This window comes from Mucilaginibacter sp. UYNi724 (genome assembly GCF_054057495.1).
On sequence record NZ_JBSRZI010000012.1, the window covers coordinates 37781 to 63872 of the forward strand.

The 26092-nt window shown below is 42.8% G+C and carries 19 protein-coding genes; 10 read left to right on the top strand and 9 right to left on the bottom strand.

The window, feature by feature from the left end; genetic code table 11:
* Nucleotides 1-2: 2 nt before the first annotated feature.
* From ACVW0P_RS16575 to ACVW0P_RS16585, 3 genes are read right to left on the bottom strand one after another with little or no spacing between them, the layout of a single operon-like run.
* Nucleotides 3-1421: a DUF3526 domain-containing protein gene (locus ACVW0P_RS16575; RefSeq protein WP_128535660.1), complete on the bottom strand. Its 1419-nt coding sequence runs from the start codon at nt 1419-1421 to the stop codon at nt 3-5.
* Nucleotides 1422-1459: 38 nt separating this feature from the next.
* Complete coding sequence (locus ACVW0P_RS16580) at nt 1460-2674, bottom strand: DUF4374 domain-containing protein (protein WP_128535661.1); 1215 nt, start codon at nt 2672-2674, stop codon at nt 1460-1462.
* Between the two features lie 13 nt (nt 2675-2687).
* The gene (locus ACVW0P_RS16585) at nt 2688-4727 is read right to left on the bottom strand and encodes a TonB-dependent receptor (RefSeq protein WP_457133063.1); all 2040 of its coding nucleotides are present in this window, start codon (nt 4725-4727) and stop codon (nt 2688-2690) included.
* Between the two features lie 817 nt (nt 4728-5544).
* Between ACVW0P_RS16585 and ACVW0P_RS16590 the strand changes: the two genes are divergently transcribed.
* Genes ACVW0P_RS16590 through ACVW0P_RS16600 form a run of 3 tightly spaced genes read left to right on the top strand, consistent with a single transcriptional unit; the run spans nt 5545 to nt 7757 of the window.
* Nucleotides 5545-5901 carry a plasmid mobilization protein gene (locus ACVW0P_RS16590; protein WP_354431508.1) on the top strand — a complete coding sequence of 119 codons (357 nt, stop codon included), beginning with the start codon at nt 5545-5547 and terminating at the stop codon, nt 5899-5901.
* A complete protein-coding gene (locus tag ACVW0P_RS16595; protein WP_354431509.1) occupies nt 5888-7192 on the top strand; it encodes a relaxase/mobilization nuclease domain-containing protein in 1305 nt (434 codons plus the stop codon). The genes ACVW0P_RS16590 and ACVW0P_RS16595 overlap by 14 nt, the downstream gene beginning before the upstream one ends.
* A 55-nt stretch (nt 7193-7247) precedes the next feature.
* Nucleotides 7248-7757: a hypothetical protein gene (locus tag ACVW0P_RS16600; protein WP_354431510.1), complete on the top strand. Its 510-nt coding sequence runs from the start codon at nt 7248-7250 to the stop codon at nt 7755-7757.
* A 112-nt stretch (nt 7758-7869) separates the two neighbouring features.
* On the opposite strand, the gene ACVW0P_RS16605 is transcribed toward ACVW0P_RS16600, so the two are convergent.
* From ACVW0P_RS16605 to ACVW0P_RS16615, 3 genes are all read right to left on the bottom strand, one after another.
* Entirely contained in the window at nt 7870-8688 is an 819-nt protein-coding gene (locus ACVW0P_RS16605; protein WP_354431511.1) for a tetratricopeptide repeat protein, read from the bottom strand.
* Nucleotides 8685-9230: a hypothetical protein gene (locus ACVW0P_RS16610; RefSeq protein ID WP_457133064.1), complete on the bottom strand. Its 546-nt coding sequence runs from the start codon at nt 9228-9230 to the stop codon at nt 8685-8687. Before ACVW0P_RS16610 ends, ACVW0P_RS16605 begins: the two co-directional genes overlap by 4 nt.
* 133 nt (nt 9231-9363) lie before the next feature.
* Complete coding sequence (locus ACVW0P_RS16615) at nt 9364-9738, bottom strand: helix-turn-helix domain-containing protein (protein WP_354431513.1); 375 nt, start codon at nt 9736-9738, stop codon at nt 9364-9366.
* Between the two features lie 136 nt (nt 9739-9874).
* Between ACVW0P_RS16615 and ACVW0P_RS16620 the strand changes: the two genes are divergently transcribed.
* Together ACVW0P_RS16620 and ACVW0P_RS16625 are read left to right on the top strand one after the other, a co-directional pair.
* The gene (locus tag ACVW0P_RS16620) at nt 9875-11323 is read left to right on the top strand and encodes a HEPN domain-containing protein (protein ID WP_457133065.1); all 1449 of its coding nucleotides are present in this window, start codon (nt 9875-9877) and stop codon (nt 11321-11323) included.
* Nucleotides 11324-11989: 666 nt separating this feature from the next.
* Nucleotides 11990-13540, top strand: coding sequence for a recombinase family protein (locus tag ACVW0P_RS16625; protein WP_354431515.1), 1551 nt, complete (start codon nt 11990-11992; stop codon nt 13538-13540).
* A gap of 700 nt (nt 13541-14240) precedes the next feature.
* On the opposite strand, the gene ACVW0P_RS16630 is transcribed toward ACVW0P_RS16625, so the two are convergent.
* Both ACVW0P_RS16630 and cobA read right to left on the bottom strand, forming a co-directional pair.
* On the bottom strand, nt 14241-14597 hold the full coding sequence (locus tag ACVW0P_RS16630; RefSeq protein ID WP_457133066.1) for a DUF7009 family protein: 357 nt from the start codon (nt 14595-14597) through the stop codon (nt 14241-14243).
* Nucleotides 14560-15354 (bottom strand): uroporphyrinogen-III C-methyltransferase, encoded by a 795-nt coding sequence (cobA, locus tag ACVW0P_RS16635; protein ID WP_457133067.1) that lies wholly within the window; start codon nt 15352-15354, stop codon nt 14560-14562. Before cobA ends, ACVW0P_RS16630 begins: the two co-directional genes overlap by 38 nt.
* A 277-nt stretch (nt 15355-15631) precedes the next feature.
* On the opposite strand from cobA, the gene nirB reads away from it, so the two are divergent.
* Both nirB and nirD read left to right on the top strand, forming a co-directional pair.
* Nucleotides 15632-18121, top strand: a complete 2490-nt coding sequence (gene nirB / locus ACVW0P_RS16640) for a nitrite reductase large subunit NirB (RefSeq protein WP_457133068.1) — start codon at nt 15632-15634, stop codon at nt 18119-18121.
* 36 nt (nt 18122-18157) lie between these two features.
* Nucleotides 18158-18508, top strand: a complete 351-nt coding sequence (gene nirD, locus ACVW0P_RS16645; RefSeq protein ID WP_354431519.1) for a nitrite reductase small subunit NirD — start codon at nt 18158-18160, stop codon at nt 18506-18508.
* A 3-nt stretch (nt 18509-18511) separates the two neighbouring features.
* On the opposite strand, the gene ACVW0P_RS16650 is transcribed toward nirD, so the two are convergent.
* Nucleotides 18512-19210, bottom strand: coding sequence for a Crp/Fnr family transcriptional regulator (locus ACVW0P_RS16650; RefSeq protein ID WP_457133069.1), 699 nt, complete (start codon nt 19208-19210; stop codon nt 18512-18514).
* A 503-nt stretch (nt 19211-19713) separates the two neighbouring features.
* On the opposite strand from ACVW0P_RS16650, the gene ACVW0P_RS16655 reads away from it, so the two are divergent.
* From ACVW0P_RS16655 to ACVW0P_RS16665, 3 genes are read left to right on the top strand one after another with little or no spacing between them, the layout of a single operon-like run.
* Complete coding sequence (locus ACVW0P_RS16655) at nt 19714-21255, top strand: alginate export family protein (protein ID WP_457133070.1); 1542 nt, start codon at nt 19714-19716, stop codon at nt 21253-21255.
* An 11-nt stretch (nt 21256-21266) separates the two neighbouring features.
* Nucleotides 21267-22568, top strand: coding sequence for an MFS transporter (locus tag ACVW0P_RS16660; protein ID WP_457133071.1), 1302 nt, complete (start codon nt 21267-21269; stop codon nt 22566-22568).
* A 4-nt stretch (nt 22569-22572) separates the two neighbouring features.
* The gene (locus ACVW0P_RS16665; RefSeq protein ID WP_457133072.1) at nt 22573-26085 is read left to right on the top strand and encodes a molybdopterin-dependent oxidoreductase; all 3513 of its coding nucleotides are present in this window, start codon (nt 22573-22575) and stop codon (nt 26083-26085) included.
* Nucleotides 26086-26092 lie beyond the last annotated feature (7 nt).

Below are 26092 nucleotides of genomic sequence, written 5' to 3' on the forward strand. Positions count from 1 at the left end.
GGTTATAATTTGTAAGCGATACGTTTTACCATCAATCCTGATAATACCGTGAGCAACAGCAGGCTCATTATTTCTGGCACATAGTTTTTGAGAGATTGCGCTGCATTCAATGACCGGTAAGAAAATTGTGGGATGGAATTGAATAGTTCCCGGCCAATTTTGTAAGTTGTAAAGCCATCTTCTTTCGAATGCAGGGCCATATCCCGGTTCATCGTTTGCACAAAATTCATCCGGTAACTTTCCGCGTCCAATCTAAATGCGCGGTCGTTAAAATAATCGGTGTTGCTCAAACCCATCGACAAGTTTTTGATCCCTAAAAGAGGATCAAGCAAACTTGTAAACGCAAATACCTTCTGCTGCTTTAATAGCACGCGGCTCAATTGGTCAAAGTGATCATTATAAACCTTGCTGCTATATTTTTCCCCTTCCATCATAATAATGCCCTCAATGTTTATGGGCAATTTACTGGTGCTGTCAACTTTGTATTTTTTTAGCATCTGTTTTGTTAAGGCAAGCGCGCGCTTGTCGCTGGTATTATGCCCGTCTATCCCGTTTACAATATCTTTCATCACGACTGTTTTGAACTCAGTATTGGAGGGTAGTGGATAAAGACCAGTAGCTACATTTGCTACCAGTTTAGGAACCAGAATACAGGCAAATACCCAACCGCTCAGCAATACAATAAGGCTTTGTTTTACCGAACCGGCAACTGTTGATACGTATACGCCCAGAACAGTTACGACAAAGTAATATGCAAGATAAAAGCAGAAGATAGCAGCGGTTTTTAACACATCCTGAGATACGAAATCCACCCTTTCTACCACTAAAACGATAGCCGAGAGCATATAAAATAAGGCAACAACCATTGCAACCAGCAGCCATGGTGCAAATACTTTCCCAACAGCCAATTGCCGTGATGAGATTCCGCTGCTTTTAAGCAAAGCAAGCGTGCCGCTTATCCGTTCTGATATGATTGTGTTAAATGTGAGAACGATAAGGAATAACGGAACAAACACCTGCAAAAGCAGGGCAATATTGAAACTCCCAAACCTCACCAAGCTGGATGTGCTTTGTGCAGGACTAAACAACACATCATTTTGCCGGTGGGCTTCCATGTACACATAAGTGCCGGTGTAAGCATCGGTCCCGTTATCAAAAATACTTAACGGGTTTACCTGCTTAAACGCAAAATTGCCAAAATGGGCGGCAATGTGCGGGTGTTTTCTGTCCTGGTTAAGCCATTGCCCGCGGCTTTCCCGGCCCGCATTTTCACGCATCGCAGCAACAGACCGGTAGGCCAACAAACCTGTATATAAGCAAAAAATCCATAGGCAGGCAAAGGTAAACACGAAAACATACAGCAGCTTGCTCCGTCTCCATTCTGTAAACTGATGCCTTGTTAATAACCAGATAGCGTTCATATCAAAAGATTAACGGCAAGTAACCGCCGGGGTTAGCACTAATTTAATTTTGCAAATGCGTTACATGCTCCCGATGCCAGGCCAAATTCTTTGCTCACAGCACCGTTGCTCAACTGGTAGGAGTAAATGGCATTGGATGATGCATCAGCACCTGCACAATTGAAATACAGCTTGTTGTCGTCAAATTTCACTGCAAAAGCAGCGTTGCCGAAAAATTTAGGCATTCCGGGCGCGATGCTACCTGATGTGGTTTTTGCGTTAAGGTCTATTTTATAATACTGGCAGGTAGCTACAGAGTTGTAGCTGGCATCCAGGTCAAACGGATAGGCAACCGCATCATCATAACGCACAGTAAACACTTGCCCGGCACTGAAATATAGAATACCGATGCATGGCTTACCTGTTGTACTGTTCAGATCAAAAAAGTAAGAGGTGTCAAAGTCAGTACTACCTTTCTTTATCCTCAAAATACCGCTTGGCTTATTGTTATTGGCATAACCCATCACATAAATATCACCGGCGGCATCTTTTATCATCACATTTGGCTGAAATGATGATTCGGTACCGCTGTTCCACATTTCGCTGCTGCGGTTATCTTCTATCTGCTTCGCTACCTTGCCTGTTGTTATATCTATAAGGGTTATAAACACTTTGTCTTCTAAGTTATTGCCTTTTTTATCCTGGTAATTAACGCCCATATACAGGTAATTGTCGCGATGGATCAGTCCCTGATAGTAAACCTCAGTAGAGCCGGTCTTTTGGACGCTACTCAGGTCGATGGTGCTGGTTATTGTCATTGTAGAAGGGTTAAATCTTACCAGCTTACCCACCAGTCCATAACCGGCAACTGTTGCAAAAGCATCTGTTTCGCTGATAAAATCAACTGCGCCAATGGTCTTTAAACCAGCTACGGCAAACGAGCCAACTTCCTTTGCTTTTCCATTTGCATCAAACTCAAACTTGTGCAATGTAGCAGGCGCCCCAAAGTTACACTGGTACATATTTTTACCATTATGAAAAACCAGTGCTGTACTCGGCGATTCGGCCGCATTGCTTGTACCAAGTGTTCCTGTTGGGAAACCTACATTGCCGAACATATATGTAGTTTGAGTGGGATAACTACCGCCGGTAACGCTCAATGCATAAGTTGAAGCCGCATCCGGGGTTTTGGGTTGAGTTTTTTGATCTTTTTTACAGGCCTGCATTAATAGAGCGGTTACTGTCAATAGTGTTAAAACGTAATTTTTTTTCATGAGTAATTGTGAATTATGATTTTTTATTTTCTGTTAAAAGATAATAGCGCAGCTTAAGACTAACAGACCTGCCCGGAAGCTGCGCTTTAAAATTGTCGTAAGTTTTGGCGTTGGCCAGATTATATGCCTCGATTGAGAAGGTGAGGCGTTTAAGCGGGAATGTGATGCCGGCATTTTGTAACATTTGCTTAGGTATAGTAATTTTGTCGGGCTGGTAACCGTCGTTTGCCCAGTACAGGTAATAGGAATGGGTATAATTAACATTATACCAGAATTGCGGCGACAGGCTATTAACATTTTTCCTGATGACGCGATAAGTTAAACCTGCATTTCCCAGTAAATATGGAATATTTGGGATCCGCTGGCCTTTGTACCTGTCGTTAGGAATACCGAGGCCCTCGATGTCGGACCGGCTCCTCAAATCCTGGTAAGTAGCGTTAATGTTGACGGTAAACGACCGAGTCGCCTGATAGGCAATGTTTGCTTCGATGCCCTTGATACCAGCCTTGAGCAGATTATAAGATTTTGCACTTCCTTGGCTGTTGGGTACTAAAAATATCAAATGATCTACATTGCGGTAAAATCCTGTCGCCTCCGCATGTAACTTTCCCGCGTTGTAAAGGATATTTAAATTAAAATTGTTGCTTTCCTCTGCTTTCAGATCCGGGTTCGGGTTAACCAGTATCAGATCCCCAAATGCCTCTTCTGCATCTGGCAGTCGTATGGCATGCTCATAAGATGCTTTGGCTATAAAAAAGGGATTTAGCGAATACGCCAGCGCAATATTATAACCGGGTTTGCTGGTACTATTATGAGCTGTAAAGCTTCGGTCAAAATTGATATAAGACCCTGCCTGGCGTGTATAAAAATATTTAAAGGCCGTACTTAATTTCAGTCCATGGATTAAAAGATTACCGTCGTAGCCCAATCCCGCAACATCTTTCCATTGCGACGAAGGCGAATTGTACAAATCGAGTCCGTTGTTGATCCTTTGTGCTAACGTATCTTTTGCAGACCGTTTATAATGCTGTAAGGTATTACTGAAAATTAATTTATTACTACTATTAAACCAATAAGCCGCAGTTAGCTTTTGGTTAAGCGTATTGGTGTAAGTGCTTAAATAACTTGTGCGCCCTATCTCGGCACCTTTTGAACGGTAATATTCAGTTCCGTCATCATTTTTTATGGTTGATCCATTCCAAACAGTTATGCGCCTCGCCGTATCTATAAATAGTCCATCTAACCGGTTAAAGGATACTGCCGCCCCGACATTTAAGTGCTTTAATAAATCGATCTTTTGGTACTTCAATATACCGCCTGTTAAACTTTCCCGGTAAGCGGCATAAGCATATGGCTGTGTCATGGTCAAGTTATTTTGCAGTTGTTTATCAAAGCCACTACTGTTAAGGGAAAGGCTAAGCAGGTCGGCAAAAGAGGAATTTACTATCGCCGCTTCGGCTTTAACAATGTAGTTTTCGTAACGATCATGATACCTTTTTACGTGGATCAATTCTATCTTGCCGTCTGCCCGGATATTATCGGCATCAATACCATAATTGTTTTTAGAATAGCCCCCATACGCCTGGATACTGGTGTAAAAGTTTTTAGTCCACAACTTGCGACCGGATAAATTGATGCGGTGCGTATCGAATGAACTAATGGCATAAGACGCTTCGAGATAATCGGTTTTTTCCTTTCGTGAAATGATGTTTACCGCTCCCGCCAAAACGTCAGCACCAAGGTCTACAGGGATAACTCCTTTATATATTTCTATGCGTTCTATCTGCTCTACCGGCAGGTTATTGATCCCGGTTGATTCTCCAAGCGTATTAATGGGAAGACCATCAATAAAGAATTTAAGCTGTTTACCTGTACTGCCATTAATAAAAAAATCGAGTCTTGAGCCGTAGCCACCATCCTGTTTAACTTTAATGCCCGAAGTACCTCTTAAGAGCTGAACGGGTGTTAAGTTGGTATTATAAAATAGGCGTGTATTTATAACAGAAACATTGCCAGGGCCTTGAGTTAAGGCCTCATCGATTTTACTTCGCACAATAACCTCATTCAATTGTTTCGTTGTATCCGAAGCATTTTTTTTGAATTGTGCAAAGCAAAAATTTGGCAAAAAAATGATGCAAATGATAATAGTCCTTATCATAAAAGAATTTGAATAGCTAAATCAATAAGGGCGGGGGTGTACGTACAATCCCCATTAATAGGCGGGTTATCTAAACCGGTTATTAAGATATAAAAGGTGGACCTTTATTACGGAAGAGACTGGGATCTCTTAATATTAGATCCGGACTTAAGTCAAGGCTGTTGAATATGACAACCGGCGGAAAAATCGCTGTTGATATTAGATTATTATAATTCACTGCCGCAGACGACTTGTAATAGATAAAATCGCAAATAGCACATTTTGAATATATGACAACGGCAGTTTTCGCTTTGGCGGGCAAATCGGTATGCCTATGCAGCAATTCAACAAAAGGGAGTGAACTAAATAATAGCAATAAAATGAATGCTGTTAATGTCCTAACCAGTCTATTTTTTTTTGCCATTGCAACAAAGTTGCAAAAATTACTTTGCTTAAACAACAAATTATCAAGGGAGTCAGTAAATACTTGGCCTTATGCATTTTTTTCATCCAATAGTTTAAAGCAAGTTATGTTTTGGTGATACCAAAACGACTTGCCGATGGGTTCGCTTCACTTATCATCGGGTAGGGAGATACTTCACCAAGTTCAGCATTCCAAATAAATAAGCACTTTAATTTGGGTTCCTTGGGGGGATTTATTTATCGGTACTACCGTAAAGCTTGTCAATTATAACTCTATTAATCACGCAGCTTTGGCCTAAATCATTAAGGAATGAGCAGGCCAAGGAAAGATAAAGACAATAAACGCTCTAAAGTAATCGTCTTTCGTTTAACGGAAACGGAGCATCAAAGACTGGAGGCTTATAGCGAAAGCTGTGGCAAACCCATTGGTGTCATGGTCAGGGATAAATTATTCAAAGGAAGTTTCCCCAGGCAAGTGATGCCCAAGTCAGACCACCAGTTATACGCCGGATTAAACCGTATCGGGAACAATCTTAACCAGCTCGCCCGTAGGGCTAACAGCGGGTTTATGTATAAAGGCCATTCGCAGCTATTGTTGGATCTACTCAACCGGTTACTGGCACAGCAACAATCTATTATTGGTCATTTGTTAGATGGTCGCAGTTGAAAAGTTCGGTTCCAACTTTATGGGCGCGTTAGGCTATAACTTAAAGAAAATGGACCATCCTGACATCGGGCAACGTGCCGAACTATTGGCAACCAGCTTTTCTTCTCTGTCTACGGGTATGATTAAAAAGGAAGTTGAACTGATCCGGGAATTACGCCCGGCATTATCCAAATACGTGTGGCATACCAGCCTTAATTTTTCCAAAGAAGAACGCCCGGATAAATTAACTAATGAATGCCTACTGGAAATGGCTTTGGCGTATATGAAAACAATGGGTTATGAAGATAACCAATACCTGATTGTCAGGCACCATGATGCAGGCCACCCTCATGTCCACCTGCTCGTTAACCGTATTACCTACGATGGCAAAGTAGTATCCGACAGTAATAACTATCATAAGAGCCAGTCAGCACTACGCAGATTAGAAAAACAATATAACTTGATACCATTAGATCAGTATAGCAGTATAACAAAGTATCGCCATACCAACATATCCTCAGACCGGAGTGACAATATACCCAAAGATCACCCTAACAATAGATCATTAGACACTAATACCAACAGATCAAAGCAACAAGGTAACAACAAAGCAATAGGACACAGTAACCATGTAACAAATGGCAAGCCCGTACTGGCAACCCAGCGTTCATTAACCAAAAACGAAATTGAAAAGTCGATCAGGACAGGCCATCCATCTGATAAAAGTGTATTACAGGCCTTGCTTAATCCATTGGTCGGCACCCACGGCGTACCCTTACAGCGTTTTATCAAAGAATGTGAAAAGCGTGGCATCTACCTGTTATTTAATCAGGCAAGTACCGGCAGGGTTAGCGGTATCACTTATTTTATTAATGACTTTAAGATAAAGGGACAGGCATTAGGTAACCGCTTTAAGTGGGCGGAGCTGATCAAATTTATCGACTATGAGCAAGACCGAGATAGCAAGGCGATTAGCCTTGCAAATGACAGAACAAAAGCAATCTACGGAGAAGCCCAATCCGCCGGTAACGAACGGCGAGGTGACGGACTTCCTGAAAACCTTGCACCAGATACATCAATTGTCGCTGGACAACCAACAGGCCTTAGCGGAGGTACAGAAGAAGCTAATGGACTTAGAGCTGACGATTCAAAGGCAAATGAAATTCATTTGGACACTGACAATACTGGTACTGTTATGGATAGCGATAACCATCCTACAGGCGGTATTCAAATAAGTGACGATATTGATGACGAGGCTATTCTGGGCAGAAACCGCAGAAAGCAAAAGCAAGCACGTACAAACAGAAGGTAGCGTATTAAAATAAATTCGCGTTTTGCGAATTGAGGAATTATGGCTAAATTTGTATATGAAAGCACATAACGGGATGCGGCCACATGATGTGGTGGTATTGTTAAAGATCATTTGTTCAGATAAAAACTGGTTAAGCAAAGACCTTGCTGCGAGCTTACATATCAGCAATTCGGAGATCAGTGAATCTCTAAACCGCTCAATGATCGCTAAATTAATCAGCCCCGATAAGCGTATCGTTTTCAAGACCGGGTTGTATGGTTTTATCGAACATGGTTTGAAATTCGTATTTCCTGCTGAACCTGGGCCGATCCTTCGCGGGTTACCAACCGCACACAGTGCATCTGTTTTAAAAGATTTCTTTATAGCGGACGAACAATATGTGTGGCCGGATGCTGGCGGAAAAGTAAAAGGACAGGCCATTATTCCCTTATACCCTAACCAGGTGCTGGCAGTTAAAGATGATGAGCGGTTATATGATATGCTTGCGTTAACCGATGCCATCCGCGTAGGAAAGGTTAGGGAGCAAAAAAAGGCTTTGGAAATATTGAAAATATCTTTCGAATAGGTTGTCTAATTATTCACGCTAAACTTCATGCCATCGATTTAATGCTTTTTATTAAGTTGACTTTTACATGCGGGGCATTTCGCTGACTATAAAATGCCATTTGAAAAAACCCTTATTTGAGGGACCTTATTGCCTTATTGATATCACTTAAATATACTTGATCCAATGCTTCACAATAGGGGTCATTTCGATAATAACCTGAGTGCAAATACAGTTCTTTAGCCTTTAACAGATTTTGTTTACCCTTTCTGTTTAACTTTAACTTAAAGTATGTTAAACCAAGGTAATAATAGGTATCAGCTAATTTTTCATACTTTTTTGTTTCCAATAACAGATCATTTAAAGCGGCTTGATAGTTCTTGCACTTATATTCTGTTACGCCACGATGCAAATAATCGAATAAACCAACAACCTTTTTCTTCTCATTATCCTGGATACATTCATTGAAATATTTAATAGCCAAATTATAATTCCCCATCTCCCGCTGATTTAAGGCCATAACAATTCGCAGATCATAATCACCATCCCCGGAATATCCAGGAATACCGGAATTGATATCATACGCTCTTTTTAAATCCTGAAAAGAGTTTTTATAGTCTCTTAAAAATTTGAATAAACACCAACCTCTGGTACTTAAATATTGAGGATCTGCCTTTACAGCTTGATCCATCAATACTTTCCATGTAGAAAAATCGCCACGTTTTAAATAGGGAACCGACATTTCATTTAAAGAAGGCGCGAAAGAAGGACAGGCTTCAATTGAATTCAAAAAAATGATTTGAGAAGTTTTGCTTCCTTGACTTGCTTCTATAGCCCGATTATAAAGCTCACAAGCTTTTTTATGAGCGGCATCTTTATATACACTACAATTATTTTGCGCCAGAACTAAGAACGGGAATGACAAAACAAACACACCTGCAAGTTTTTTCATGGTGTGATATTTAATATTTGGCCCTTTACCAATTTAAAATTGATATAATAGTAACTGTCGTAAATATTGCCTTTGCTGTCTTTACCTGGTATCCATTGATTTAGAGCTTTGCAAATTTTCAACAACTGCCTTTTCAGACCATTGTCAAATGTAGTTGGGTGGTAATGGTTATCAATTTCAGACAGGCGAAACCGATCTGTCTGTCCTTTACAATTTATTACAAACCTTATAGTGATAAATCCCGTAGCTAACTTGTAAGCCGAATCATAGTGGTATCGCTTATAGATAAAATCTTTAATACCCCGCCCCCCTCCATTATAACTTGTTCCGAAGTTGTAATACTGTATGATAAAGTCTTTGTGGCAAAGATAAAAATCAGCTTTATCGATCTTCGGATCAAATTTAATATCGCCTACATCTTCTTGCAATTTTTCAGCTTTAGGGATTTTATTTTGCGCCAATAATGTCGATTGTATAAAAATTATAAGCACAAAAATAAAGAAACAGTTTTTAATTGGCATGATTGACTTTTTAGCTAACACAAAGAATTAAAAACTTCGTATAAGATTGGCTATTGACAAGGCGCTTTAGCAAGGGCCATCTTTTCTACGGCCAAGATATTAAGACAGCTTGTTAAAAAAAAGAGGTTGTAGGGTGGTAATAAAAGTCTGCTTTTTATTTATTTTTTATCAATTCAATTTTTTCACGCTCGCTCGCTAACAAGCGTTCATACAATTCAATAACCTTCTCTATCGGATTGAATTGTTGATAGATGAAAGCAGTTGAATTTTCATGAAATTGATTATTGTAAATGTTATTAAAAAGATTAATTGCTTTCTGGTCGTCAAAATTTTTAATTACGGATACAGAAACTCCTAAAGCTGCCGCAATCTTATCCAACGCCGTTTCTTCTACCTCTACACTTTGCTCAATCTTTGAAACCGCCTGCTGGCTTATACCCAATTCGGCGGCAAGTGCTTCCTGCTTCATACCTCGTAGCTCGCGAATGCGACTTATTTTCCTGCCAATATGTAAAGTAGTTTCTGCCATAATCAAATGTATTATAAAATGTAAATGTAACAAACAACAGTGCCATTGTAAAATACAATTTGCTATGGTTCGGTACGGCTGCATTGTGTACTTATTTTGAATACCTGCCAATGCCGACAGGTGAAAACGAAATTTTATGCAGGCTGAAGAATTTAACCACTGGGATTTCTACCCGCTTAACCTGACACCCGAGCAGGTTAACAATCCGTTAAGCGTTATCACGACCTTTTTTGATCACGATAGTTTGCCGGGACATTTAGAAACGTTACAGAACTGGTGTTTTACCATATTGAAGCCGGACTTTTACCGGGATGAAAAAGGTAGCCCATCGGGATTGCTTTACTTTCATAAGTTAACAATTTCTTTGGTCGAAGCAGCATATCTTATTAAAGATATGCCCGACAAACCTAACGTTATGGTAATAGCAAATGAACTTTCGTTTGAACAAATGGAATGGAGTTATTACCCGGTATCGCTAAGCAAAGAACAACAGCAGAATCCGTATCTGCTATTTAATGATTTTTTTAGCCAATACACTTTGCCTCAATACCGTGCGATGCTTTACGATTGGCTGGAGCATGGCCTGTCAAGCAAACCCGCCCGTGAATTTATAGAGCCTTTAGACCTGCTGACCGTAAACGAAAACATGGAAAAGCTATTTGGGGCTGCATGGTTTATTTTTCAGCGGCTATCGGCAAAGCCATCATTGAAATGCAACGCTCCTATGGGCAGGGTGCCGTTTTCGTTATCCGCTAATCTCTCACAAGCCGAACGGGAGGTTTATGCTGCTAAATTATACCAATTGAATAGCACCATGCCGGATAAGCAAGGTGTACTGATTAGCAAGCTTCTTTCCATCATCATTTATAAAGTTAGCTCTGTTCAGGCGGTGATTTATTTGGGTACGGCAACTAATGATAAAATATACCTACTTGTACTTACCGCTAATGATGAACAACGCTTGGCACAAAGCCTTGCAGGTATGATAGAAGACAGTTGCCGGGAAACGGCAACCGTTGTAGCATTAGTACATCATGCCTCTGCCTTGTTCACGGGATTAAAGCGTGGCAACGTGTTTTTTAATACCGCATTAATTCATCCGGCCGTTTATTTGTCTGGGGAGTTATTACTACCCGCTGCCATGCCTTTATCTGCCGTTCAACATCCATCATCGCAATGGCAACACTGGCACCGGTTGGGATTAGACTTTTACAACGGTGCAAAATATCATTTACAACAAGATGCAGATAACGCTGCCCTTTTCTGCCGGCATCAATGTGCGGAGTGTATTTTGGTCGCCTTGGTGCGTGCAGTACTGAACTATGATATCAACAATCACAACCTATCGAGGTTATTGACCATAACCGAGATGTTTACAGTTGATCTTGTTATCGTATTTAAGACAGATGAACCGGGGAATCTAATGCTGTTTAACGAACTGAAACACGCCTATGTGAATGTCAGGTATAAAGATGGGTACGAAGCAGATCGGAATAAGGTAAGAGCATTGTTAGGTACGCTAAAACAGCTATTGAATGTGGCTGAAAGGGTCTATGAGCAACATTTGCTTATTAGCAGTTTGTAATTTGTTCTTTGGAGTAATGCAGCTGCGGCAAGCGGCTCATTACATCACGCATATCCACGCTATATTCATTCGCCGCCAGCCTCGCTGCAAAACCAGGAGTAACTCCTACCTCGTTACATCTGCAAAACCAGAAAGCTGGCTTAAAAGAAAAGCAAGAACATAGACTAATGCTATATGCCTTTTATAGTGACAATTTCTATAACCACGGCTTGTAATTTATTAGTTTAACGAATAAATAAATCGTCTCTGAATGCCTATCGTTGCATTACACCGCACTCACAAAGTTAGCCCAGCCCCTAAATCGTAAAGGGCATGTAAATGGCGATTGTTGTTTGGAGTTGTTACGCCACCCTTGACAATTTAGCGGCTTAGCACTCCCGGTTGTTTAAGCGGAGCAATGACTATCTGTGTTAAAGAGCCGTAACCAAACTTTATTGTTCGGTACTACCGAAAAGCTTGTCAATCAAACCCGTCCGATGACGCGATTTTGCCGCTTAATCTCAGCGGCATGGGCAACAATTCGGGACGGAAGCGAAATATCACTACTCAAAGAGCAATAGAAATATTGAAGAAAAGGGGTGTGGAAATAAGTGAAAAAAAAGCTGAAGAAGTCTTGGAAATCATGTATTTTTTAGCTAAATTCATTGTAAATCAGGAGATTAAAAAATGAAAGTTGCAGATATATACATCCGTGTAAGTACCGATGAACAAGCCGACAAGGGTTATTCCCAAAGAAGCCAGGAAGAGGTTTTAAGGCGTTATTGCGAGATCAATAACATTAGCATACGAAAAACCATTTTTGAAGACCATTCTGCCAAAACCTTCATCAGGCCGCAATGGCAGGGCTTGTTGCTTAACCTTAGAAAGCAACGGGGTAAAGTTGACCTGGTACTGTTCACCAAGTGGGACAGGTTCAGCCGTAATGCCCCCGATGCTTACCAAATGATCAATACCCTGAAAATATTGGGTGTGGAACCGCAGGCGATCGAACAGCCCTTAGATATGGAGGTTCCCGAAAATAAAATGATGCTGGCGATTTATCTCACAGCACCGGAAATTGAGAACGACCGCAGGGCATTAAATACTTTTTATGGCTTGAGACGTGCCAGGAAAGAAGGGCGTTGGGTATCACACGCACCAATGGGTTATGTGAACAGGCATGATGTGTCCGGTAAGAAATTCATTGCCATTGATCCGCCACAGGCTAAGATCATTCAGTGGGCTTTTAAAGAATTAGCTAAAGGCGTTTACTCTATCCAGCAGGTTTATGAAAAGGCTGCGGAGATGGGTTTGAGATGCAAACGCAACAACTTTTATGTCGCTATCCGCAACCCGGTGTATTGCGGAAAGATCCTGATCGTTAAATATAAGGATGAAGCAGCGCACACTGTCAATGGCTTGCATGAAGGCATTATCTCTGAAAGCCTTTTTTATGATGTACAGGACGTCCTGAGCGGCAAAAAGAAGTTAGAGAAGACCAAAGTCCTTTCGCCGGATATGTTGCCGCTACGAGGCTTTATCAGGTGTTCTAAGTGCAGCCGTGTCCTATGCGGCAGCGCATCTAAAGGGCGTAACAGTTATTACTACTATTACCATTGCTCGTCTGCCTGCGGGTGCAGGTATAAGGCTGAAGAAGTGAATAAGGTATTTAATGAAGTGATAGAGGAATTTACCATCGAGGAAAATTATGCAGAGTTGTTTACGGAAGTTATTGCTGATACTTACAAAAGCCAAAACACAACGCAACTGATTTCCCGCTCTGAACTCCTTAAAGAGATCAACGACCTGAACAGCCGTATTGCCAAAGCAAGGGAGTTACTTTTGAATGGCGATATAGACGGCGCGGATTACAAGACCATCAAGTCTGAAAATGAATACAAGATCAACGTATTGGAAGCGAAGTTAGCAGAGGCGGCAGCAGTAAACTCTAAAGCTGAAAACATAGAACCGATACTTAGGAGGGCTATTATCAAATTAACGCAGCTGGACAGAATCTATTATAAATCAAGCACTTCTGAAAAGCGTGAACTAATTGGTTCGATGTACCCCCAAAAATTCACTTTCGAGGAATTGCAACATCGAACCGCTTTTACAAGTGAATTATATTCTTGTATCTACTTGATTAACAGCAAAATAGCGGGCAAAAAAGAAGGGCAAGCGACCGATTTTTCGTGCTTGCCCATTCTGGCTCCCCAGACTGGGCTCGAACCAACTTAAGCTATCTGCTAATTTCTTTCAATTATGTAAAAAATGGTTCGAAAAAAGTCCATCAAAAGTCGTTTGGTAACTTTTTGCCTTTTGGAATTCTTCAATGGAGCCAATAATTTTTTAGAATTATGCACGTTTAGTTTGGATTGTTTAGTAAAATACCCAAAAACATTGGATAGTCCGGACAATTAAACTGCATTTTCCTTACTGAAAAAAAATCAAAGTTCCGCCACATTTTTAGCCCGAGTTAGGATAATATTGATCAAAAAAAATCCTCAAAATCAAACATTTAACTCAATAATTTGCCTTTATTTTGATTGAATTGTACTGATTTAATTCTTATATTTGAGTAACAAACGTTCTGAAACAACATCAAATTGATACAAAGAATTCGGTATACTTCGCGGTATACTAATTAGATTTTACGATATAAATAACTGAATATAAGGTATTTATCTTACTTTTTTGCAATCCCAGCGGGATCACCTCTTGGGACAAGCGATAAATCATATCGTTTGTCCCTTTTTTTTGACCTTTTAAATCCTTGTTTATTAAGCAATAAAACACCAAATAATAAGCGATAAGTGTACAGAACCTGCACTGCTCATATGGTATAGGACTATAAGGTTCATCGGAACTCCAACTCTTTTTGAAAACACCTTAATAGTTGGTGCCTTGGCAGCCCCGCAATCGCTTTTATAGCAGTTAGTCAATTCCTTATTTGCAGTATTGGATTGGGGTAGTTGTCGCTCTGGTCTTCTGCAACATCATCCAGGCAAACAAAATCTTTTTCAACCAAAAGACTTAACTGTTTATCCGCAGCCGAGAATCCAACCCTACCCGTGTTTACCCATTCATCAACCCAGGCAGTTGAAATAAATACGGTTATACAATTATTGTGGTAGCAGGCGGTAAGCTCAGGTATGGAGTAGCGCTGCAACGCGTAAGTAAAATATACAGCCCCAAAGTCGGTAGTTTCTTCAATAAAGCCGGTTTTATGCAGACGGTCTACGTCTCTTTTAGTAAGCCTATATCGTAACGAGTTCCCTTTTATACGTATTTTCATGTTGTGATGGTTGATAGTTTAAGTTTAACGGAGAATTTAACGCAGCTACTTCGCCTATAATGATAATGGCAGGATAGGTTAATTGATTTTGGGCGGCCATTTCGGCAAGGTCTTTTACCCGCCCCTTTACGCACTTTTGATGCGGTAATGATGCATGCTGGATTATTGCTGCGGGGGTGCTGCCCTTACCCTCAGCTAAATAAGTTGCTGTAATAGACGGTATTTGTTTCATACCCATATATATAACTACAGTAGCGTTGCTTTGCATAGCCAAACGAAGGTCGGCGGGGAGAGTGCCGTCTTTTTTGGTGCCGGTTATCATCCAAACGCCTTCGCTTATGGCGCGGTGCGTGAGGGGGATATCTTCCAACCCGGATGCTTGCATGCTGGTGATGCCCGGTATGTAATGTGTTTGGATACCATGCTGGCGGGCGTAGGTTATTTCTTCGAACCCCCGGCCGAAGATAAAGGGGTCGCCGCCTTTTAGCCTTACCACCATGCCGTGCGTATAAGCATATTGCACAATCATTTCGTGGATAACTTCCTGTGGCGTGTAATCGCCGTAGGGGTGTTTGCCCACATATATTTTTTCGCAATTTGGTTTGGCTAAATCTAATAGCGCTTTGTTGGCCAAGTTATCATATAATATAACATCTGCTTCCTGCAAAACACGGTGCCCTTTGATGGTTATCAACTCCGGGTCGCCGGGGCCCGCCCCTAAAACAAAAAGCTCTGGAAAAACGTGTTCATGTCTCATTTTTTGTCTAAATTTTACATTTTAAAGTAACTTTAAGATATAATTCATTGATTTTATCTGTTTTTATCGACAAAGCCATTGTTTTTTACGCCTTTAATAACAAAAGTACAGCTTTTGTATGATTTAAATCATACAAAAGCAAAATAAAAATTAATTTATAGCTATATTATATGATTTAAATGAATTTATTGTGTATTATTGTTCAGTTAAATGTCTATAGGTCGCAAATCGTATGCATTTAATCAAATGATTGCTTTAAAAATTAATAAAATCTGTTATGTTTCAACAAACTGTCGTAGTTGTAGGCAATGGCATGGTAGGATATAAGTTTTGTGAAAAACTTATTGCTAAGTCATCTCATTTTAACCTTATTGTTTTTGGCGAAGAATCCCGCGCAGCTTACGATAGGGTTCACCTCAGCGAATACTTCAACGGAAAATCGGCAGACGACCTCTCCATGGCCGCAGGCAATTGGTATACGGACAATGGCATTACCCTGCATCTGAACAACCCGGTGCAGGAGATTGACCGCGCTAACAAAAACATCCACACTTTAAGCGGCCTCACCGTACCATACGATTACCTGGTGCTGGCAACCGGCTCTTCAGCCTTTGTGCCAGATGTGCCTGGCGTAGAAAAGGAAGGCGTATTTGTTTATCGCACCATTGATGACCTGGACCTGATAAAGGCTTACGCCGCAAACGCCAAAGTCGGCGCAGTAATGGGTGGCGGGCTTTTAGGGCTCGAGGCTGCAAAAGCCCTGATAGATTTAGGTATAGCAGAGACCCATGTAATAGAATTTGCACCACGCCTGATGCCGCGGCAAATAGATGCCGCGGGCAGCGGTATGCTGGCATCTAAATTAAAAAGCCTTGGCTTAAACATACATCTTAATAAAAGCACCGCAAGTTTTACCGGTGAAGATAAAATTGATGGTTTGCTTTTTAACGATGACAGCCGTTTGCCGGTAGATATGATGGTGATATCCGCCGGGATCCGCCCGCGCGATGAGTTGGCTAAACTTGCAGGGCTCCATACCGGTACCCGTGGCGGTATTACGGTTAACGAAAAAATGCAAACCAGCGACGAGTGTATATACGCCATTGGCGAATGCGCGCTGTACGATGGGATGATATACGGGTTAGTTGCCCCGGGATATGAGATGGCTGACATTGTAGCCACCCAGCTAACCGGCAGCAGCAAGGCGTTCTGTGGTTATGATATGAGCACCAAACTAAAGTTGATTGGTGTGGATGTAGCCAGCTTTGGCGATGCCTTTATAACCGAGCCGGATTGCCGCACCCTCGTTTTTGAAGATAGCTTTAAGGGGGTTTACAAACGCATCAACATTAGTAACGATGGCAAGTACCTGCTGGGCGGTATTTTAATTGGCGATGCCGACGCTTATAACATGCTGTTGCAAACCGTTAATAATAAGATAATGTTGCCGCCAAACCCGGAGGATTTGATATTGGGTGCACGAGGCGGCGAAGCAAGCGAAGGCGCTGGCGTAATGAGTTTACCGGACGATGCGCTGGTTTGTTCCTGTGAGGCGGTAACCAAATTAGCTATTTGCGATGCGGTGAATGATGGCGCTACAACGATTGATGCCCTGAAAAAATGCACAAAAGCCGGCACGGGTTGTGGGGGTTGCGTGCCTTTGGTGAAAGATCTTATTGCCGGCACGCTGAAAGCAAACGGGCAGTACGTTAAAAACGTAATATGCGAACATTTCGACCATTCGCGCCAGGAGCTTTACGATCTGGTTAAAATAGGTAAAATAAAAAGCTACGATTTGGTGCTTGACCATTTTGGCAAAGGCGATGGTTGTGAAGTTTGCAAGCCAGCAGTCGCCGGTATTTTAGCCAGTTTGTGGAATGATGTTATTGTACAACAAGATACTATACAGGACAGCAATGACCGTTACCTCGCCAATATCCAAAAAGGAGGTACTTACTCGGTTGTTCCGCGCATTGCCGGCGGCGAAATAACGCCCGATAAACTAATAGTGTTAGGACAGGTGGCGAAAAAATATGGCATGTACACCAAAATTACCGGCGGCCAGCGTATAGATATGTTTGGTGCGCACGTAAACGATCTGCCTGATATTTGGGAAGAATTGATAAATGCCGGGTTCGAAAGCGGGCATGCCTACGGCAAAGCTTTGCGTACCGTAAAAAGCTGCGTGGGTAGCACTTGGTGCCGGTTTGGTTTGCACGATAGCGTATCGTTCGCTATTGAAATTGAGGATAGGTATAAAGGTGTACGCTCGCCGCATAAGCTAAAGGGGGGCGTAAGCGGCTGCGTGCGCGAATGCGCCGAAGCGCAGGCCAAGGATTTCGGCATTATTGCTACCGAAAAAGGCTGGAACTTATACGTATGCGGTAATGGCGGCGTCAAGCCGCAGCATGCCCTGTTGCTGGCTACAGATATAGATAGCGCAACCTGTATCAAATATCTCGACAGGTTCCTGATGTTCTACATTAAAACAGCCGACCCGCTCACCCGTACCGCTACCTGGTTAAATAAAATGGATGGCGGTATCGCCTATCTTAAAAATGTGGTTGTGAACGATAGTTTGGGAATCGCTGCCCGGCTGGAAGGAGAAATGCAGGAGCTGGTAGATACCTACCATTGCGAATGGAAAGAAGTAGTAGAGGATAGTAACCTGCGCAAGCGCTTTGCTCACTTTGTGAACGCGCCCGAGGTGAAAGACCCTAATATAAAATTTGAGGCAATGCGTGATCAGGTTAAAGCGCAGTGGTAATGGGTATTATTTAAACAGTTTTAAAACAGACAAAAAATGCAAACAGTTACAGATATACAATGGGTGTTGGCTTGCTACACAGATGATGTACCGGCAGATGGCGGCGCTTGCATAAAACACGGCGATGAGCAGATAGCCATATTTAACTTTAGTAGACGTAATGAATGGTACGCCACTCAAAATTTGTGCCCCCACAAGCAGCAAATGGTTTTATCTCGCGGGATGATTGGCAGCACAGGTGAAGATTGTAACCCGAAGGTAGCATGCCCTTTCCACAAAAAAACATTTTCGCTAAAGAATGGCGAATGCCTAAGCGGCGATGATTACCAGATAAAGACCTATCCCATAATGGTGCAGGACGGGAAGGTGTACGTTGGTATTGCGTAAACGTTATTGGAAATTCGCATCCTGCGAAAGTTTGGCAAGGGCATCATGGTTAGTAATCATGATGCTTTTTGCTGAAAGGCTGATTAGTTTCTCGTTCACCAACTCATTCATCATCCTAAAAACGGTTTCGTAAGTTGCCCCCACGTAAGAGGCCAGGTCTTGTCGGCTAATATCAACGTTAATGAAACCTTGTTCTGTTACGCCAAATTGAGCTTGCAGGGCGGTCAATGCATCGGCAACCCTGTTTTTTACGGGCATGTGGGCAAGGTTTCTCATTTTTCGTTCCGATTCGCGCAGCTCATCAGCAAAAAACATCAGCAACTCGTAAGTAAAGTTTGAATTTACTTTTAGGGTTGCTTCAAAAAAATCCAGGCTCATATAGCACACCGTGCCATTCTCAACAGCAGCGGCAGATACGGGGTATACGTTGTTGTGCCCCAGCCCGCGGTGACCAAAGGCTGCACCCTCCCGGGCAAAGCGGATAATGAGTTCTTTTTCGGCATCCCATTTTTTATAAACTTTTACCAGCCCCTGGTACACAAAGTAAATTCCGGTAACCGGGTCGCCTTCTTTAAAAACCACCTCGCCTTTTTTAACTTTCAGGTTGATCTTATTGGCTTGCACCGCCGGCAGCCACTCGGCCATAGCGTTGCGGCATAAAAAGCAACTTCTTGTATCGCAAAGGTTGGTTTTCTGTATCATTTACAAATAGGTTAAGCTTGTTTTTATAACTATACAATAGTAAGGGAAATATTTCAATGTGGAAGCAGCGGAATATTATTGTTTAAATCATAAAATAGGCATCAGCAATCACTATTTGAAGTAATTTTAATGCTATTTATTTGTTAAATAGAATTTTTACTATTGATTTTAAGTGACTTTGGTTCAAAAAAGCAATTAAAATATTGCAAAACTTATATTTTGCATGTATTTGAAAGCTTTGTTTTTTCATTTTTTGATAAAAAATGAGTTTTTTATGATATATATCATAAAAAATTGGCTTTATATGGCTATTAATTGATTTTTATACTAATTATAGATATATTTATAATAACGAACGAGGAAAAAATCAAGACTATTTGACAGATGCCTATGGGTAAGTAAACAGACAAAAGAAGACATAAAAAAAGCCCTGCCGGGAGGTCGCATTCCCGAACAGGGTTAAACAGTTTTAGATTGCTTTAACAAATAAAAAACCACTTCAAATGTACAAAAATGTATTAAACCGATACACTATTGCCTTAACTATTCCCATAATTATTGCGGCCGCCGGCACAAAAGCCCGGGCTCAGGTAAGCGTTTCGGGGCAGCTGCGTGCCCGCAGCGAGGTACGCGACGGGTATGGTACTTTAAAAACTATCAGCTTTAAAAACGCTGCGTTTATTTCACAGCGTACCCGCCTTGTCTTCGACTTTAAATCGAGCAGGGTAGTTTTCCATACCGCTATACAGGATGTAAGGCTATGGGGGCAGGATGCATCTACCATAACCATAGCTGATGGTAATAAACTTAGTTTGCACGAAGCCTGGGCAGAACTTATCCTCTCTAATAAAAAAGACACTTCTTTTAAATCATCCCCGGTAGATTACTTTGGTATAAAAGTAGGCCGGCAGGAACTGGTTTATGATGATGAGCGCTTATTAGGCAACTCCGATTGGTTGCAACAGGGCCGCCGGCACGATGCCATTGTGCTGAAGTTGATTCAAAACAACTGGCAGGTTGATTTCGGTGCAGCATATAACCAAAACAGCGAAGCCATCAATTATAACGGCACCTACTATACACCGGCCAATATCCCGGCAACGGTAAAAGATAGTAAGGGCAATTTGGCTAATACGCCTGCAGGCTTAATCCCGTTGGTAAATAGTACGGGTATAAGCGCCAGGAATGGTAGTCCGGCATTTTTAAATTCACCGGGGACTAATGCCTTAAATCAAAATTATAAAGCCTTACAGTATTTATACATCGCCAAAAAGTTTAATAAAACTAAGGTGTCGGGCTTGTTCCTTGCAGACCAGTTTGGCAAGTATATATTAGATTCTGTAAAGAACGTTTCGGGTGCCGATGTAGGCTACATCTACGGTAAACGTTTTAACCAAACCGGCGTAAACTCACGCTTTACCACAGGCCTATTAGTTAACCCGGTGCTGGGCAGTAAAAACCAATTTGGGTTTACAGCGGGCTATTATTACCAGGGCGGGCATGATAAGGATGGGCTTAAACTAAATGCCTACACTGTTACTACATCTGCAACGTACAAACCGGGTAGTGTGAGTTATACGGCGGGCTGGGACTACCTATCAGGCAATGATGCGTATTCGGCATCTGCAACCAACCACCGGTTCGACCCATTGTACGGTACGCCGCATAAGTTTTGGGGATACATGGATTATTTTTATGCGGTAAGCGGTTCGCCCACCGGCGGTTTAAGCAACCCGTACCTTAAAATAAAATATGCATCTGCCAACAAACGCTTCACTACCGAGCTGGCTAACCATTATTTTATGCTTGCGCAAGATCAAAAAGATATAAACGGAGCGCCGGTAAGTAAATACCTCGGCACCGAATTCGACCTCACAACAGGATATAAACTCAACAAGTTTAGCGATCTGGGGCTTGGCTTATCCTATATGGCTGCTACCCGCAGCATGGAATATGCCAAAAATATAGCGCCCGGCAGTGCAGGGCTACACCCGGTATGGGCTTACCTGCAACTCAATATTAAACCAGATTTTCTCACAAAATAAAATCTTACCACATGCAAACTCAACTTACTAAACTGAATATATTTTCTATAAAAGGCGTGCAAATGCGCACCTTCCATATAACCTGGCTCATGTTTTTTGTGTGCTTTTTTGGCTGGTTCGGCCTGGCGCCCCTAATGCCAACTATACGTGCCGAACTCCATTTAACAAAAGGGCAGGTAGGTAATATTATAATTGCTTCGGTATCAGCCACCATCATAGCCAGGCTCATCATCGGCCGCCTATGCGATACCTGGGGCCCGCGTAAAACGGCCATTAGACTATTGCTTGTAGGCTCGTTACCCGTGTTTTTTGTGGGGCTGGCACATGATTACACAACATTTTTGTTGTTCCGTTTAGCTATTGGAGTTATTGGGGCATCGTTCGTGATTACGCAGTTCCACACTTCTATGATGTTTGCGCCCAACATAAAAGGCACCGCAAATGCGGTTACCGGCGGCTGGGGCAACCTGGGCGGCGGCGTAACCAATATGGTAATGCCATTAATATTTGCGGCTATTGTTGGCTTTGGTTACACCACAGCCGAGGCGTGGCGCTACGCCATGATAGTGCCCGGTGTGATGATGCTGGTTATCGCCTTTTTATATTCAAAATATACCAAAGATACCCCGAACGGCAATTACGATGAAATAGGCGAAACGCACCCAAAATCTGCGAAAACGGACTGGCCGGTACTGGCCGACCGCCGTATTTGGGCCTTAACCCTTGCCTATGCCATGTGCTTTGGTATGGAGATAACCTTTGATAACGTAGCATCGCTGCACTTTGTAGATTCTTTTCACCTATCGCAAAGCCAGGCCGGTTTTTGGGCGGGCATATTTGGCTTTATGAATTTATTTGCCCGTGCCCTTGGCGGTATCGTATCTGATAAGGTTGGCGCAAAATTCGGCATGCGTGGTAAAGGCTTGCTGCTTGCAGGTGTGTTATTGCTGGAAGGTGGGGGGCTTATCCTGTTCGCACAATCGGGCAGCCTGTTTATGGCAATCGTTTCTATGCTAACCTTTGCGCTGTTCCTAAAAATGGCTAATGGCGCCACTTATGGTATTGTGCCATTTGTAAACGCAAAAAATGTGGGGCTGGTGAGCGGTGTAGTAGGTGCCGGTGGCAACCTTGGCGGCATGCTGTTCGGCTTCCTGTTCAAATCAAGCACAATTACTTATGTGCAGGCATTCACCTACATAGGTTATACGGTAATAGCAGTTTCGGTAATTGTATTGGCAACTAATTTTTATAAGCAACTGTCAACAGCCAGGGTAACTGTTGAACAGGAACTGGCAGAGCAGCATATGGCATAAGCAAATGAGCCCAAAAGCATCAATAAATAACTTAACAACAGTATGCTGCTATTGCGGCGTTGGCTGCGGTATTGTAGTTAACAAAGAACGCGATGGCAGCATTACCTTGCTGGGCGATGAAACGCACCCAGTAAATAAAGGGATGCTTTGCAGCAAGGGCTTAAACCTGCATTACACGGTTAATGATAAAAGCGACCGCCTGCTGCACCCGCAGATGCGCTACAATAAAAATATGCCCATGCAACAGGTAAGCTGGGACACAGCCCTGGAACGCACAGCAGCCGTGTTTAAAACTTTTATAGAAAAATACGGGCCCGATTCGGTAGCGTTTTATGCCTCAGGGCAATGCCTTACCGAAGAATATTACGTGATGAATAAGCTGATGAAGGGATTTATTGGGAGCAATAATATTGATACCAACTCGCGCTTGTGTATGAGCAGCGCGGTGGCGGCCTACAAAATTGCTTTGGGCGAAGATGCCGTGCCGATATGTTATGATGATATTGAACTGGCAGATTGCTTTTTTGTAACCGGCGGCAACCCGGCATGGTGTCACCCTATACTTTGGCGCAGGGTAGAGGAACATAAAGCTGCCAATCCCGGCACCAAAATCATCGTAGTTGACCCGCGCGTAACGGATACCTGCGCCATTGCCGACCTGCATCTGCAAATAAACCCGGGTACGGATGTGACCTTGAACCATGCCATAGGCAGGCTGCTGATAGAGAACGATGATATAGACATTGATTTTATCAGGGGCCACACCGAAGGATTTGAACAATACAGGTCCGTTGTTTTTGAGCGTACCCTTGCCGAAGCCGCCCGCATATGCGGGCTTACTGAAGCAGGCATACGCCTGGCGGCAAAATACATAGGCGAGGCAAAAGGCTTTATCACCATGTGGACAATGGGGCTAAACCAAAGCGCCATTGGGGTAAATAAAAACCTTAGCCTAATCAATCTCAATTTAATTACGGGCCACATCGGTAAACCCGGTTCGGGGCCATTTTCGCTTACGGGGCAGCCCAATGCTATGGGCGGCAGGGAAGCCGGGGGATTAGCCAATTTACTCCCGGCGCACCGTGAGTTAAGTAACCCGCTGCACCGCGAAGAAGTACAGCAGTTTTGGGGTGGTGGCGTTATCCAGCCAAAACCGGGGCTTACCGCCACGGAGATGTTTGATGCTTTAAACGATGGGCGGTTAAAGGCGATATGGATAATGTGTACCAACCCCTTAACCAGCCTGCCCAATGTACGCCTGGCTGAGGAAGCTTTAAAGAAAGCCAAATTTGTGGTGGTGCAGGAAATAAGCAACAAACCCGAAACTTTGGCTTACGCCGATGTAATACTGCCCGCAGCAGCTTGGGCCGAAAAAGAAGGTACCATGACCAATTCAGAAAGGCGCATTAGTTATTTAAACAAAATAATTGAGCCACCCGGCGAGGCCTTGCCCGATGCAGAGATCATTTGCCGCTTTGCCCGCAAAATGGGTTACAAGGGGTTCGATTTTGAAAACGCTGCTGGTATTTATGCTGAGCACGCCAGGCTAACGGCTAAAACCAATATCGATATCAGCAGCTTAAACTATGCTGTTTTAAAGGAGCTAAAAACGGTGCAATGGCCTTATCGTAAAAAAAGCAAACAGCAGGGCACGCCAAGGCTGTTTACCGATAACGTTTTTTACACAAAATCAAAAAAAGCATTGATAAGTGCCGTTAGCGATTTACTGACAAGCGAGAAACCGGATGGCGATTACCCCTTCATCCTTACCACAGGCCGCATTCGTGACCAATGGCACACCATGAGCAAAACCGCCAAGGTGAATAAGCTGACGCAGCATTATAAACAGGCTTTTTTAGAGGTTCACCCCGCTGATGCCGAAAGCTTAGCCATCAGCGAAGGCGACATGGTATCCGTTACATCCAAACGCGGCGATGTTAGGGTACAAGCCAAATTATCGACACAAATAAAACCGGGCGTGGTGTTTTTACCCATGCACTGGGGCAAAATATTAAACAACGACCTTAACCGCGCCAATAACGTTACCAGCGCACGGTTAGATCCTATTTCAAAAGAACCAGACTTTAAATACTGCGCCGTAAAAATTGAAAAGTATAAAAAGCCTTTTCAAAGGATAGTGGTGATAGGGGCAGGTGCGGGCGCGTATGGCTTCGTAAAATCGTACCGGGAACTAAACGCCGATGACCAGATAACTATTTTTAGCAAAGAGAACCACCCTTTTTACAACCGCGTAATGCTGCCCGATTACATCAGCGGCGAGCAACGTTGGGAGCAACTTGTAAAAATGAACGACGAGGAAGAGCCTGGGTATAATATTAAGCTTTTACGCGGGGTAAGTATAGAAAGAATAGACCGCGTGAATAAGCAGGTAACAGATTCTCGTGGAATAAAAACCGGTTACGATATATTGCTGATGGCGACCGGTAGTAGGGCAACCATGCCTAAAAACGTGCCTGCTTTGCCCGGTATATTCACTATGCGCAGCCGTAACGACGCGGATAACTTTAAAAAATTCATCCCCGCTAAAGCGCATGTGGTGATAGTTGGCGGTGGTTTGCTGGGTTTGGAGATGGCTGCATCGCTTCGTGAAATTGGTGTTAAAATAACCATTGTGCAGCGTGTATCCAGGTTTTTAAACCGCCAGTTAGATACGCTGGGCAGCCAGTTGCTGCATGAGGAAATGGTAGACCAGGGATGCGATATTTTTTACGACGATGAAGTGCAGCTTTTTTACGGCCGCACCAAGCTAACTGGCATCGTATTAAAAAGCGGCCGCAAAATTGATTGCAACGCGATGATATTGGCTGTAGGTACAACGCCAAATTTAGAACTGGCTAAGGAGATAGGCCTGGAATGCAAGCGCGGCGTGGTTGTAAATGAACGTATGCAAACCAGCGACCCGGATATCTATGCCGTAGGCGAAATTGCCGAGTTTGAAGGCACGCTCTATGGCATTACCGCAGCCGCCGAACAACAGGCGGAGGTAATGGCCAAGTACATGAACGGCGACATTGCCAGCTATTACAAAGGCAGTGTGTTTATGAATATTATAAAAGTAAGTGGTTTTGACCTATGCAGCATTGGCTTGTCCGAATGCCCGGATAGCCCCGGTTATGAAGAAATTGTTTTTATTGATAAGGCCAAGCGCTATTACAAAAAGTGCATCATACATGCAGACAGGTTGGTGGGCGCCATTTTAATTGGTGATAAAAGTGAAATGCTGGAGTTTAAAGAATTGATAGCCAATAAAACCGAGCTAAGCGATAAGCGCCTGCAGCTACTGCGCGGAGTGAGCAAGGCGGAGCCTGTTTTAGGCAAACTGGTTTGCAGTTGCAATAATGTAGGCAGCGGAAACATTCTTAACAAGATAGCATCGGGCTGTAGTAATTTGAAGGATTTGTGTAATAGCACGGGTGCGGGCACGGGTTGCGGATCGTGCCGGCCCGAGGTAAAGAGAATATTAGAAGAGCGTTTAAGCAACGCCATAGCCAATTAAAAGCAAG

What these genes read in the sequence shown, in the direction of transcription:
- ACVW0P_RS16590 (WP_354431508.1), top strand. Translation starts at nt 5,545, where the DNA reads ATGAGCAGGCCAAGGAAAGATAAAGACAATAAACGCTCTAAAGTAATC.
- ACVW0P_RS16665 (WP_457133072.1), top strand. Translation starts at nt 22,573, where the DNA reads ATGAGCCCAAAAGCATCAATAAATAACTTAACAACAGTATGCTGCTAT.
- ACVW0P_RS16620 (WP_457133065.1), top strand. Translation starts at nt 9,875, where the DNA reads ATGCAGGCTGAAGAATTTAACCACTGGGATTTCTACCCGCTTAACCTG.
- ACVW0P_RS16625 (WP_354431515.1), top strand. Translation starts at nt 11,990, where the DNA reads ATGAAAGTTGCAGATATATACATCCGTGTAAGTACCGATGAACAAGCC.
- ACVW0P_RS16600 (WP_354431510.1), top strand. Translation starts at nt 7,248, where the DNA reads ATGAAAGCACATAACGGGATGCGGCCACATGATGTGGTGGTATTGTTA.
- nirB (WP_457133068.1), top strand. Translation starts at nt 15,632, where the DNA reads ATGTTTCAACAAACTGTCGTAGTTGTAGGCAATGGCATGGTAGGATAT.
- ACVW0P_RS16655 (WP_457133070.1), top strand. Translation starts at nt 19,714, where the DNA reads ATGTACAAAAATGTATTAAACCGATACACTATTGCCTTAACTATTCCC.
- ACVW0P_RS16605 (WP_354431511.1), bottom strand. Translation starts at nt 8,688, where the DNA reads ATGAAAAAACTTGCAGGTGTGTTTGTTTTGTCATTCCCGTTCTTAGTT.
- ACVW0P_RS16575 (WP_128535660.1), bottom strand. Translation starts at nt 1,421, where the DNA reads ATGAACGCTATCTGGTTATTAACAAGGCATCAGTTTACAGAATGGAGA.
- ACVW0P_RS16630 (WP_457133066.1), bottom strand. Translation starts at nt 14,597, where the DNA reads ATGAAAATACGTATAAAAGGGAACTCGTTACGATATAGGCTTACTAAA.
- ACVW0P_RS16580 (WP_128535661.1), bottom strand. Translation starts at nt 2,674, where the DNA reads ATGAAAAAAAATTACGTTTTAACACTATTGACAGTAACCGCTCTATTA.
- ACVW0P_RS16595 (WP_354431509.1), top strand. Translation starts at nt 5,888, where the DNA reads ATGGTCGCAGTTGAAAAGTTCGGTTCCAACTTTATGGGCGCGTTAGGC.
- ACVW0P_RS16660 (WP_457133071.1), top strand. Translation starts at nt 21,267, where the DNA reads ATGCAAACTCAACTTACTAAACTGAATATATTTTCTATAAAAGGCGTG.
- nirD (WP_354431519.1), top strand. Translation starts at nt 18,158, where the DNA reads ATGCAAACAGTTACAGATATACAATGGGTGTTGGCTTGCTACACAGAT.
- cobA (WP_457133067.1), bottom strand. Translation starts at nt 15,354, where the DNA reads ATGAGACATGAACACGTTTTTCCAGAGCTTTTTGTTTTAGGGGCGGGC.
- ACVW0P_RS16650 (WP_457133069.1), bottom strand. Translation starts at nt 19,210, where the DNA reads ATGATACAGAAAACCAACCTTTGCGATACAAGAAGTTGCTTTTTATGC.
- ACVW0P_RS16615 (WP_354431513.1), bottom strand. Translation starts at nt 9,738, where the DNA reads ATGGCAGAAACTACTTTACATATTGGCAGGAAAATAAGTCGCATTCGC.